Annotated in this window: 11 protein-coding genes; 8 read left to right on the top strand and 3 right to left on the bottom strand. The window is 69.0% G+C overall.

All coding sequences use genetic code 11. From position 1 onward, the window contains the following. Positions 1–322 precede the first annotated feature (322 nt). The 3 genes from sucC to ABDW21_RS13960 are packed head-to-tail and all read left to right on the top strand — an operon-like array spanning position 323 to position 3,961. Positions 323–1,525, top strand: a complete 1,203-nt coding sequence (sucC, locus tag ABDW21_RS13970; RefSeq protein ID WP_343602729.1) for an ADP-forming succinate--CoA ligase subunit beta — start codon at positions 323–325, stop codon at positions 1,523–1,525. 4 nt (positions 1,526–1,529) lie between these two features. Then, positions 1,530–2,432 carry a succinate--CoA ligase subunit alpha gene (sucD, locus tag ABDW21_RS13965; RefSeq protein ID WP_343602731.1) on the top strand — a complete coding sequence of 301 codons (903 nt, stop codon included), beginning with the start codon at positions 1,530–1,532 and terminating at the stop codon, positions 2,430–2,432. Beyond that, positions 2,429–3,961 (top strand): acetyl-CoA acetyltransferase, encoded by a 1,533-nt coding sequence (locus tag ABDW21_RS13960; RefSeq protein ID WP_343602733.1) that lies wholly within the window; start codon positions 2,429–2,431, stop codon positions 3,959–3,961. The genes sucD and ABDW21_RS13960 overlap by 4 nt, the downstream gene beginning before the upstream one ends. A 60-nt stretch (positions 3,962–4,021) precedes the next feature. Here ABDW21_RS13960 and ABDW21_RS13955 read toward each other — a convergent pair whose 3' ends face one another. Beyond that, a complete protein-coding gene (locus ABDW21_RS13955) occupies positions 4,022–4,870 on the bottom strand; it encodes an LLM class F420-dependent oxidoreductase (protein WP_343602734.1) in 849 nt (282 codons plus the stop codon). A 242-nt stretch (positions 4,871–5,112) separates the two neighbouring features. Between ABDW21_RS13955 and ABDW21_RS13950 the strand changes: the two genes are divergently transcribed. Genes ABDW21_RS13950 through purH form a run of 4 tightly spaced genes read left to right on the top strand, consistent with a single transcriptional unit; the run spans position 5,113 to position 9,593 of the window. After that, positions 5,113–6,030, top strand: a complete 918-nt coding sequence (locus tag ABDW21_RS13950) for a DUF5336 domain-containing protein (protein ID WP_343602736.1) — start codon at positions 5,113–5,115, stop codon at positions 6,028–6,030. 36 nt (positions 6,031–6,066) lie between these two features. Further along, on the top strand, positions 6,067–7,377 hold the full coding sequence (locus tag ABDW21_RS13945) for a DUF6350 family protein (protein ID WP_343602737.1): 1,311 nt from the start codon (positions 6,067–6,069) through the stop codon (positions 7,375–7,377). A gap of 9 nt (positions 7,378–7,386) precedes the next feature. After that, entirely contained in the window at positions 7,387–8,016 is a 630-nt protein-coding gene (gene purN / locus ABDW21_RS13940) for a phosphoribosylglycinamide formyltransferase (protein WP_343602738.1), read from the top strand. Next, the gene (gene purH, locus ABDW21_RS13935) at positions 8,013–9,593 is read left to right on the top strand and encodes a bifunctional phosphoribosylaminoimidazolecarboxamide formyltransferase/IMP cyclohydrolase (protein ID WP_343602741.1); all 1,581 of its coding nucleotides are present in this window, start codon (positions 8,013–8,015) and stop codon (positions 9,591–9,593) included. The genes purN and purH overlap by 4 nt, the downstream gene beginning before the upstream one ends. 121 nt (positions 9,594–9,714) lie before the next feature. Here purH and ABDW21_RS13930 read toward each other — a convergent pair whose 3' ends face one another. Next, a complete protein-coding gene (locus tag ABDW21_RS13930) occupies positions 9,715–9,876 on the bottom strand; it encodes a hypothetical protein (RefSeq protein WP_343710583.1) in 162 nt (53 codons plus the stop codon). A gap of 139 nt (positions 9,877–10,015) precedes the next feature. Continuing rightward, positions 10,016–10,462 carry an IS200/IS605 family transposase gene (gene tnpA, locus ABDW21_RS13925; RefSeq protein WP_343710584.1) on the bottom strand — a complete coding sequence of 149 codons (447 nt, stop codon included), beginning with the start codon at positions 10,460–10,462 and terminating at the stop codon, positions 10,016–10,018. 82 nt (positions 10,463–10,544) lie between these two features. Here tnpA and ABDW21_RS13920 point away from each other — a divergent pair, with 82 nt between their 5' ends. Continuing rightward, complete coding sequence (locus ABDW21_RS13920; RefSeq protein ID WP_343710582.1) at positions 10,545–11,792, top strand: transposase; 1,248 nt, start codon at positions 10,545–10,547, stop codon at positions 11,790–11,792. Positions 11,793–11,929 lie beyond the last annotated feature (137 nt).

Below are 11,929 nucleotides of genomic sequence, written 5' to 3'. Positions count from 1 at the left end.
GTCCTCGGGTCGTGACCAAAACGTTATCAGGACCTTGAGACGGTAACCGCACAGCACGCAGGCACGCAACCCGCCGGGAAAATCCGACACGGATTGTGATCTGGATCACCGGGCGACGACACGGCCGCGGCCCGGCCGGGCACTGCGGGTGGCCCGTCCCCGGACGCGACGTCGGGACCGTCCCGGCGAGCCGATACAGTGCGTTCGAGACAAGCCTTCGAGACAGTGCCTTCGAGACAGTGCCTGCACGTTCCGCAACGCCTTCGAGTTCCGCAATCGTCAACGCCGCCACAGACAGAACGCCGACACAGTTAGCGAGCCCATGGACCTATTCGAGTATCAGGCGAAGGAGTTGTTCGCCAAGCACAACGTGCCCGGTTCGCCCGGACGGGTGACCGACAGCGCCGAGGGCGCCAGGGCGATCGCCGAGGAGATCGGCCGGCCCGTCATGGTCAAAGCGCAGGTCAAAACTGGCGGTCGGGGCAAGGCGGGCGGCGTGAAGTACGCCGCAACCCCCGAAGACGCCTACACCCACGCGCAGAACATCCTCGGGCTGGACATCAAGGGGCACATCGTCAAGAAGCTGCTCGTCTCCGAGGCCAGCGACATCGCCGAGGAGTACTACATCTCGTTCCTTCTCGACCGGGCCAACCGCACCTACCTGGCGATGTGCTCCGTCGAGGGCGGCATGGACATCGAAGAGGTCGCCGCCACCACCCCCGACCGGCTGGCCAAGGTGCCGGTCGACGCGGTCACGGGCGTCGACCAGGCATTCGCCCGGTCGATCGCCGAGCAGGGACACCTGCCGGCCGAGGTGCTCGACGCCGCGGCGGTTACCATCGCCAAGCTCTGGGACGTGTTCGTGGCCGAGGACGCCACGCTGGTCGAGGTCAACCCGCTGGTCCGGACGCCCCCCCGTGGTGAGGACGACCCGGGCCAGATCCTGGCGCTGGACGCCAAGATCACCCTGGACGCCAACGCCGACTTCCGCCAGCCCGACCACGCCCGGTACGAGGACCGCGACGCCACCGACCCGCTGGAGCTCAAGGCCAAGGAACACGACCTCAACTATGTCAAGCTGGACGGGCAGGTCGGCATCATCGGCAACGGCGCGGGCCTGGTGATGTCGACGCTGGACGTCGTCGCCTACGCCGGTGAGAAGCACGGCGGGGTCAGACCGGCCAACTTCCTCGACATCGGCGGCGGCGCGTCGGCCGAGGTGATGGCCGCCGGGCTGGACATCGTCCTGAGCGACCGCCAGGTCAACAGCGTGTTCGTCAACGTGTTCGGCGGCATCACCGCCTGCGACGCGGTGGCCGGCGGCATCGTCGCGGCCCTGCAGATGCTGGGCGACCACGCCACCAAGCCGCTGGTGGTGCGGCTCGACGGCAACAACGTCGACGAGGGGCGGCGCATCCTCGCCGCGGCCAACCACCCGTTGGTGACCCTGGTGCCCACCATGGACGAGGCCGCCGACAAGGCCGCTGAGCTGGCCCACCAGGCTGCGGCCGGAAAGGACGCCTGATCCGATGTCGATCTTCGTCAATAAGGACAATAAGGTCATCGTGCAGGGCATCACCGGCAGCGAGGCCACCATCCACACCGCCCGGATGCTGAAGGCGGGCACCCAGATCGTCGGCGGCGTCAACGCCCGCAAGGCCGGCACCGCCGTGACGCACGAGAACAAGGACGGCAAGAGCGTCGATCTGCCGGTGTTCGGCGGTGTCACAGAGGCGATGGACAAGACCGGCGCCGACGTGTCGATCATCTTCGTGCCGCCGCGCTTCGCCAAGGACGCCATCATCGAGGCGATCGACGCCGAGATCGGCCTGCTGGTCGTCATCACCGAGGGCGTCCCGGTGCAGGACACCGCCTACGCCTGGGCCTACAACGTCTCGAAGGGCAACAAGACCCGCATCATCGGCCCGAACTGCCCCGGCATCATCACCCCCGGTCAGGCACTGGTGGGCATCACCCCGGCCAACATCACCGGGCCCGGCCCGATCGGGCTGGTGTCCAAGTCGGGCACGCTGACCTACCAGATGATGTTCGAGCTGCGCGACTTCGGGTTCTCCACGTCGATCGGCATCGGCGGCGACCCGGTGATCGGCACCACCCACATCGACGCCATCGCAGCATTCGATCAGGACCCGGACACCGAGCTCATCGTGATGATCGGCGAGATCGGCGGCGACGCCGAGGAACGCGCAGCCGACTACATCAAGGCCAACGCCTCCAAGCCGGTCGTCGGCTACGTCGCGGGATTCACCGCCCCGGAGGGCAAGACGATGGGCCACGCCGGCGCGATCGTGTCCGGTTCGTCGGGCACCGCGGCCGCCAAGAAGGACGCCCTGGAGGCGGCCGGTGTCCAGGTCGGCAAGACTCCGTCGGAGACGGCGACGTTGGCCCGGAAGGTTCTGCGAAGCCGGTGAAGCTTGACCCGCGCACCCCCGTCGTCGTCGGTGTGGGGCAGGCCGCGGAACGCATCGACGACAGCTACTACCGCGCCATGTCGGCCGTCGAGCTGGCCACCGCGGGTGCGCGGGCCGCGCTGGAGGACTGCGGCGCCGACGCCGCCGCGGTGGCCGCGGCGATCGACACCGTCGCCGGTGTGCGGCAGTTCGAGATCTCCGGCCCGCATGTCCGCCCGGTGCTGGGGGCGTCGAACAACTACCCCCGCTCGGTGGCCAACCGGATCGGCGCCGCCCCCGCCCGCGCGATCCTGGAGATCGTCGGCGGGCAGAGCCCGCAGCACCTGATCAACGAGCTGGCCGCCGAGATCGCCGCCGGCCGCTGCCAGGTTGCGCTGATCGCCGGTTCGGATGCGACGTCGACCACCCGCTACTTCGCCGGGTCCGACAACCGCCCGAACTTCTCCGAAACTGTCGACGGCACGCTCGAAGACCGCGGTCACGGTCTGGACGGACTTATCAGCCGCTACACCGTGATCCACGGTCTGATCGACGCGCCCACCCAGTACGCGCTGCTGGAGAACGCCCGGCGGGCCGGCACCGGACTGTCGCCGGCCGAGTATCTGCGTGCGATGGGGCAGCTGTTCGCGCCGTTCACCACCGTCGCCGCCGCCAACCCTTTCGCGGCCGCGCCGGTCGAGCGCAGCGTCGAGGAACTGATCACCGTCACCGAGAGCAACCGGATGATCTCCGAGCCCTACCCGCGGCTGCTGGTGGCTCGCGACCAAGTCAACCAGGGCGCGGCCGCGCTGCTGATGTCGGTGGAGTCGGCGCGTAAACTCGTTGTGCCCGAGGAGAATTGGGTGTACTTGCACGGTCACGCCGATCTGCAGGAGAAGAGCCTGCTGGACCGCCCGGATCTCGGGCACTCGCCAGCGGCGGTGCTGGCGGTGCGCGAGGCGTTGAGGGTCGCCGGCATCGGGATCGACGACGTCGCCACCTTCGACCTGTACAGCTGCTTCCCGGTCCCGGTGTTCAACATCTGCGACGGCGCGGGCATCGCGCCGGACGACCCGCGGGGGCTGACCCTGACCGGCGGCCTGCCGTTCTTCGGCGGCGCGGGCAACAACTACTCGATGCACGCCGTCGCCGAGACCGTCGCCGCGATGCGCCACGCGCCAGGTGAATTCGGGCTGGTCGGGGCCAACGGCGGCATGATGAGCAAGTACTCGGTCGGCGTCTACTCGACCACGGCGGCGCCATGGCAGCCGGATCGCAGCGGGCAACTTCAGGCCCGGATCGCCGGGGCGCCGACCGTGGCGGTGACCGAGCGTGCCGACGGGACCGGCACGGTCGAGACATACACCGTCCGCCGGGACGGCGGTAAGCCGACCGGGATCGTCGTCGGCCGGCTCGCCGCCGACGACAGCCGGTTCCTGGCGACCACCGAGGACGACGAGTTCATCGCGCTGCTCACCGACGGCGACCCGCTCGGGCGGCCGGTGTTGGTTCGGTCGTTCGACTACGGCAACCGCTGCGTGCTGCCCTGAGCGGTTAGCCCTGAACGGTCAGACCAGCGCGGTCAGACCAGCGCGGTCAGACCTGAGCGGTCAGACTAGCGCGGCCAGCTTGCCGGCCAGCCGCTCCACATGGCCGGCCACCTCGGCTTCGGAACGGTCCGGCAAACCGAACAGCACCTCGGTGACACCGAGTTCGGCCCAGTGCGCCAGCTTCTCGGGCACCGGTTTGACGTCCAGCGCCACGATTTGCGGTGCCCCGTCGCGGCCGGCGTCCGCCCAGATGTCCTGCAACAACGTCATCGGCTCGTCGATGTCGACATCGCGCGGGGTGGTGATCCAGCCGTCGGCGCTGCGTGCGATCCACCGGAAGTTTTTCTCGGTGCCGGCCGCGCCCACCAGAACCGGAATGTGCGGCTGAACCGGCTTGGGCCAGGCCCAACTCGGCCCGAATTCGACGAACTCGCCCTGGTAGGCGGCTTCGTCCTGGGTCCACAGTGCCCGCATCGCCTCGATGTATTCGCGCAGCATGGTGCGGCGCCGCGCGGGTGGCACGCCGTGGTCGGTCAGTTCGTCGGTGTTCCAGCCGAATCCCACGCCCAGGCTCACCCGGCCGCCGGACAGATGGTCGAGGGTGGCAATCGACTTGGCCAGCGTGATCGGATCGTGTTCCACCGGCAGTGCCACCGCGGTCGACAGCCGAACCCGGGTGGTGACCGAGCACGCCGCGCCCAGACTAACCCACGGGTCCAGGGTGCGCATGTAGCGGTCGTCGGGCAGAGATGCGTCGCCCGTCGTCGGGTGGGCGGCATGGCGCTTGACCGGGATGTGGGTGTGTTCGGGCACGTAGAAGGTACGAAAGCCGTGATCGTCGGCAAGCCTGGCTGCGGCTGCCGGGGAAATGCCGCGATCGCTCGTGAAGAGCACAAGCCCGTAGTCCATGCACTGAATTAGAACGTGTTCCAATCTGGCGGGCAAGGCCGGGGCGTGCTGCGGGGCATACGCCGACAGCCCGTGCCGCGCGCCGAGGGTGCGCTAGCGTAGGGGTCCGCAACTGTCGCGGCGCCCGAGCCGGCCGTCCCAGCATTGACGAACGGTCCGATGTAGTGTCGCGGGATGCGGCGCGTGGGGAGCCCAGCGTCGTACGGCAGCGGCGCCGAAAACTGGAAGGCACAGGAGAAGCCATGACCTACTCGTCCGGCGGTCCCGGATATCAGCCCGCACAGTCGCCCGGCCCCTACGGGAACGTCTTTACGCCGTCGTTTGCCAAACCCGACAGCAGCACCAGCAGGATGGCGCTCTACCTGACAGTCGGGGTGACGGCACTGGGCGCGGCGGCCTATCTGTTCAGTTTCGGCACGCTGTTCACCACCGGCGGTCAGAGCGGCCCGCTGGGTGTCGAACTGCCGAGCATCTCCGTCACCAGCGCGTTCAGCCTGTTGACCCCCGCCGCCCTGCTGGCCGCCGTCGCGGCGCTGCTGGCGGCTTTGCTGGCCGCCGTCGACGTCGTGTCGAAGGCGAAGAACTACGCCGCGGTCACCGGGGTGATCGCGGTGCTGGGAGCTCTGCTGGTAGTCGCCCAGACGGTCAGCAAGCCCAACGGTTTCGCGATCGGCTGGGCGTTGTGGCTCGTGTTGGCCCTGACGATGTTGCAGGCGATTACCGCCACAGCGGCACTGCTGCTCGACGCTGGCGTCATCACCGCGCCGGCGCCGCGGCACACATACCAGCAGTACAGCCAGTACGGGCAGTACGGCGGCTATTACCAGCAGCCCGGCTCCTACCAGCCCCAGCAACCCGGGTACGGCTCGCAGTACGGCGGCTACCAGAGTTCCGGACCCTCCACCGGAGGATTCAGCGCACCCGGGCCGCAGCACAACGCCCAGGCCGGGCGGCAGCACGGCTCGCAACAGGCGTCGTCGCAGCAAGGGCCGCCCACCCCGCCCAGCGGTTACCCCAGCTACAGCCCGCCTCCGTCGGCGGGGTCGGGCTCCGGGACGTCGGGCCAGCCCGGCAACCACAGCGGTGCCGGGCAAGCTCAGCAGTCGTATGGCCAGGGTCAGCAGTCCCAGGCGCCATCGTCAGGCCCCTCTGAGTCCTAGCGCGGTGTTCCAGCGCCTGCGCGACGAGTGACGCGGGTGGCCGACAATCCCGCGACGGGCCCACGCCAGGCCCGTGAGCTGCTACGGGTCGCGTTCGGCCCGGCATTGGTCGCACTGGTCGTCATTGCCGCGGTGACGCTGTTGGAGCTTGTGATCGCCAACAGCGACATGACGGGAGCGTCGGGGGCCATCGCCAGCATGTGGCTGGGGGTGCACCAGGTCCCGATCTCCATCGCCGGCCGCGAACTGGGTGTGCTGCCGCTGCTGCCGACGCTGGCGATGGTGTGGGGGACTGCGCGCACCACGGCCCACGTCACCGCCCCGACCGCGTCGTGGTTCGTGATCCGCTGGGTGGTGGCCTCCGCGCTGGGGGGGCCGTTGCTGATTGCCGCCATCGCGCTGGCGGTCGTTCACGACGCCGCATCGGTGATCACCGAGCTGCAGACTCCGAGCGCGTTGCGCGCGTTCCTCAGCGTGCTGGTGGTCCACGCGGTGGGCGCGGCGATCGGGGTCGGTTCGCGGGTGGGCCGGCGGACGTTGGCGGCCTCGCCGCTGCCCGGGTGGCTGGCCGATTCGCTGCGGGCCGCGACGGCCGGCGTGTTGGCGCTGCTCGGCCTGTCCGGGGTGGTGACGGCCGGGTCGCTGGTGGTGCATTGGTCGACGATGCACGAGCTGTTCGCGATCACCGACTCGATATTCGGCCAGTTCAGCCTCACCGTGCTGTCGGTGCTGTATGCGCCCAACGTCATCGTCGGTACCGCCGCGGTCGCGGTGGGGTCCAGCGTGCATCTGGGCTTTGCGACGTTCAGCTCGTTCACGGTGTTCGGCGGCGACGTTCCGGCCCTGCCGGTGCTGGCTGCCGCGCCCCATCCGCCGCTCGGACCAGTGTGGGTCGCGTTGCTGATCGTCGGCGCGGCCTCCGGTGTCGCGGTCGGACAGCAATGCGCACGACGGCCGCTGCCGACCGTCGTCGCGATGGCCAAGCTGCTTGTCGCGGCGTTGCTCTCGGCGCTGGCGATGGCGCTGCTCGGTGTCGCCGCCGGCGGGCAGCTGGGCAATTTCGGCGACGTCGGAGTGGACCACGCCACCTTCGGGACCGCGGTGTTCGTCTGGTTCGCCGCCGTCGGCGGTACGACGGTGGCGATGGCCGGCGGCATCTTGCGCCGGCCCAGGCCGGCCGTGCCGGCCGAGCCGATCCAGGACGCGGGCGGCGAGGCCGAGGTGGCCGTCGCCGGCGAGGCCGAGGTGCCCGTCGCCGATCCCGAGGCGGCCGTCGCCGATCCCGAGGCGGCCGTCGCCGGTGAGGCCGAGGCGGCCACGGACCAGCCGCCGTCACACGACGACTAGGCTCGCGTTGTGCAGCAACCACTTTGCGTGCCCCCCAGTGCACCGGCTCGGGTGGTGGTGCTGGCCTCGGGCTCGGGTTCGCTGCTGGCGGCGCTGCTCGACGCCGCCGTGGGCGACTATCCTGCGCGGGTGGTCGCCGTCGGCGCGGACCGCGACTGCCGGGCCGCTGCGGTCGCTGCCGCGGCGGCGGTGCCGGCGTTCACCGTGCGGCTGGCCGACCACCCGGGACGCGACGCCTGGGACGCGGCACTGACCGCTGCCACCGCGGCCCATACGCCCGACCTGGTGGTCTCGGCCGGCTTTATGAAAATCCTTGGCCGCCAGTTCCTTTCGAATTTTGCAGGGCGTATCGTCAACACCCATCCGGCGCTGCTCCCGGCATTCCCCGGCGCCCACGGGGTGGCCGAGGCGCTGGCCCACGGCGTCAAGATCACCGGCTGCACGGTCCACCTGGTCGACGCCGGCACCGACACCGGACCGATACTGGCACAGCGGGCGGTGCCGGTTTTCGACGACGACGACGAGGCGACCCTGCACGAACGGATCAAAGTCGTCGAGCGGCGGCTGCTGGTGGACGTGGTGGCCGCGGTGGCCGCCCGCGGTGTGACCTGGAGCGGTAGAAAGGCGACCATCGGATGAGCCTGGACAGCGGGGTGGACACGAGACGGCCGATCCGGCGTGCGCTGATCAGCGTGTACGACAAGACCGGGCTGGTCGACCTGGCTCGCGGGCTGCACCAGGGCGGCGTCGGCATCGTTTCGACCGGCTCAACGGCGAAAACCATTGCCGACAAGGGGATTCCCGTCACACCGGTGGAAGAGGTCACCGGTTTCCCGGAGGTGCTCGACGGGCGGGTCAAGACCCTGCATCCGCACGTGCACGCCGGGCTACTGGCCGACCTGCGCAAGCCCGAGCATGCCGCTGCGCTCGAGCGGCTCGGGATCGCCGCGTTCGACCTGGTGGTGGTCAACCTCTATCCGTTCGCCGAGACCGTGGACTCGGGCGCGGATGTCGACGAGTGCATTGAGCAGATCGACATCGGTGGGCCGTCGATGGTGCGGGCCGCGGCGAAAAACCACCCCAGCGTGGCGGTGGTCACCGACCCGCGCGGCTACGACGGCGTGCTGGCCGCCGTAGCCGGCGGCGGGTTCACTCTGGCCGAGCGAAAGAAGCTGGCATCTCTGGCATTTCGGCATACCGCCGAGTACGACGTCGCGGTCGCCGGCTGGATGGGCTCGACGCTGGCCCCCGAGCAACCCCAGATGGCTTTCCCGGAATGGTTCGCCGGGACGTGGCGTCGTTCGGCGGTGCTGCGCTACGGCGAGAACCCGCATCAGCAGGCGGCGCTCTTTCACGACGCCGCTGCCTGGCCCGGTCTGGCGCAGGCCGAGCAGCTGCACGGAAAAGAGATGTCCTACAACAACTTCACCGACTCGGATGCGGCGTGGCGGGCGGCCTTCGACCACGAACAGATCTGTGTGGCGATCATCAAGCACGCCAACCCGTGCGGCATCGCGATCTCCTCGGCTTCGGTCGCCGACGCGCACCGCAAGGCTCACGACTGCGACCCGGGCAGCGCCTACGGCGGCGTGGTCGCGGCCAACACCGAGGTCAGCGTCGAAATGGCCGAATACGTGAGCACGATCTTCACCGAGGTGATCGTCGCGCCCGCCTATGCGCCCGGCGCCGTCGACGTGCTGGCACGCAAGAAGAACATCCGGGTGCTGGTGGCTTCCGAGCCGCTCGGTAGTGGCCCCGAGCTGCGGCAGGTCAGCGGCGGGTTGCTGATGCAGCAGCGTGATCGCGTGGACGCACCCGGCGACAACCCGGTCAACTGGACGCTGGGCGCCGGCTCGCCGGCGCCGCCGGAAACGTTGGCGGACTTGGTGTTCGCCTGGCGGACCTGCCGCGCGGTCAAGTCCAACGCGATCGTGATAGCCGCCAACGGCGCCACCGTCGGCATCGGCATGGGGCAGGTCAATCGGGTCGACGCCGCGCGGCTGGCGGTCGAGCGCGGCGGGGAGCGGGTTCGTGGCGCGGTGGCGGCCTCGGATGCGTTCTTCCCGTTCCCCGACGGGCTGCAGACCCTGGCCGCCGCCGGGGTCACGGCGATCGTGCACCCCGGCGGCTCGGTGCGCGACGACGAGGTGACCGCCGCCGCGGCCGACGCCGGGGTGACGCTGTACCTGACCGGCGCGCGGCACTTCGCGCACTGATGCCCGGCAGCTGTTCCGGCACAATCTCGTCGTCCTGACGCTGCGGCAGATGCGGGCCGGGGACCTGCATCAGGGCGGGCGTCGGGCCCGGCCGGCCGCGAAAGCGCAACTGGCGACGCCGTTACTCGAGAAACGCGTCGCGAGTTGCACTTTCGCGGTGGTCAATGCTGGTCGCGTGGCCGGCGAACGCCGCGATCTCCGCGACCGCACGGCGCGCGTCGGGGTCGACGTCGAAGCTGAGCCGGAACAGGTTGACCGTCGGGTCCCAGGTCTGAGCCCGCACCGGCACGCCGTCGTGCCCAAGCCGGTCGACGCACCCGCGACTGCCGAGACGACGCGCCGAAGTGCGCACATGCGGCCGGTCGTGCCCCACATCATTGACCGGGTGTCGTAGCGCGCAAGCCCGGCCGTTGAGGGCCGGGTTAGCGCGTCACTTTCGGCCTGCCGGGACCACTCGGGGGTCGGCGCTGTTGGTCGATGTATTGGGCGATGATCGACAAAGGTGCGCCGCCGCAGGATGCGGCGAAGTAGGACGGCGACCATAGGTGCCCGTTCATGGAGTGCTGGTTCACCCAATAGGTGAATTCGTAGCGCAGCCGTCGGGCCGACACACCCTTGAGGCTGTTCACGAGCTTCGAGAGCTGCACGGTGGTCGGGTATTCGACCAGCAGATGTACGTGGTCGTGTTCGCCGTTGAATTCGACCAGCGTCGTGTTGAAGTCGACGCAGACCTCGCGCATCACTTCTTCGCATCGGGTCAGCAGCTGGTCAGTGAGGACACCACGCCGATACTTCGTGACAAAGACCAAGTGCGCGTGTAGCGCGTATACAGCGCTTCGGCCGCGCCGATAGTCCGTAGAAGAAAATATAGACCAAGCCTATATTGGTGGAGTCGCCCACTTTATCTGGTGGGTAAGCCCATCTGTCGGTACCTGAGGTTAGGTTGTCGGTGTGGCGAACCGTTACCGGCTGTACCCAACCGGGGAACAGGCTGTCTTCATGGCCGAACGCCACTGCGCGGACGCACGCTACGTGTGGAACCTGGCGGTCGAACAGTTCCGCTACCGCCAGCGGCGCGAGCGTGGCACGACGGGACGTTCGGCGCCGGGTCCGGCCGCGCGGCAAAAACAGCTCGCCGAAGCGCGTCAGGAGTTCGCGTGGCTGGCCGGCGGGTCGTCGGCGGTGCAGCAGCAAGCGTTACGCGATTTCGACCGGGCGGCCCGAGCCTGTTTCGACGGCATCGCCGGCGAGCCGACGTGGCGCAAGCGCGGTAAGTCGGAAGGCTTCTGCGTGCGCGACACCAAAGTGCAGGTCCACAACCGCCAGTGGGCGCGCATCGCCGTGCCGAAGCTGGGTTGGGTGAAGTTCAAGCTGTCGCGGGCGCTGCCAGCGGGCAAGCTGGGCATGGCTCGGATCACCCGCGGCGGCGGCGGGCGCTGGCATGTGAGTTTCCCCGCGCCGCAACCGGCGGTGGGCGATGCCGGCAGGACAGGCCGATCACTCGGCATCGACCGCGGCGTGGCGACTACCATCGCCACCTCGGACGGCCAGATGTTTCGTGCGCCGAGAATGCGCAAGCGTGAGCAGGCGAAACTGGCGCGACTGCAACGTGAGAAAGCGCGCCGCGGCAAAGGCAGTGCCCGCCGCAAGGCGACGGTTACGCGGATCGCCACGTTGCACCAGACGGTGGCCGACCGTCGCCGCGACTGGGTGGAGAAGATCACCACCAGGATCGCGGCTAGCTACGACTTCGTCTCAGCCGAGGAACTGCACATCCGTAACATGGTGCGGCGCCCCAAACCCAAACCGGACCCTGATAATCCCGGCCAGTACCTGCCTAACGGGGCGGCCGCCAAGGCGGGCCTCAACAGGGGTATTTACGCCAACTGCTGGGGCATGTTCGCTAAGCGGTTGGGACACAAGATGAAAGCTTGCGGCACCACGCTTGTCGAGGTGCCGGCAAGGTACAGCAGCCAAGAGTGCCGTAAGTGTGGCCACACGGCAAAGGAAAACCGCCAGAGCCAAACGGTTTTCCTTTGCGTCGCGTGTGGTCACGGCGACCATGCGGACCATAATGCTGCGGAAATAGTCTTGGCCCGGGCTCGGCCCGCGCCCACCCCCGGACCGGGGGCCACACCGCAAGGTGTGGGCACCGCAAGGTGCGCTCACGAAAGTGAGAACTCTGGATGGGCCGCGTGAGCGGTCCAGTCAGAATCCCGGACCTTCAGGGCCGGGAGGAGGTCAAGTTACCGAGAGGTGACGGATGCCTGAGTGTCGGTCTGGAGGAGCACGCCGGGTGACGCGGATCGGCGGCCCGTCGTAGCGTGGAGTGGTGA

The sequence above is a fragment of the Mycobacterium sp. genome (genome assembly GCF_039583805.1).
Classification (GTDB): Bacteria; Actinomycetota; Actinomycetes; order Mycobacteriales; family Mycobacteriaceae; genus Mycobacterium.
Note: the sequence above shows the minus strand (reverse complement) of the source record. Positions and strands in the feature narration are given on the sequence as shown.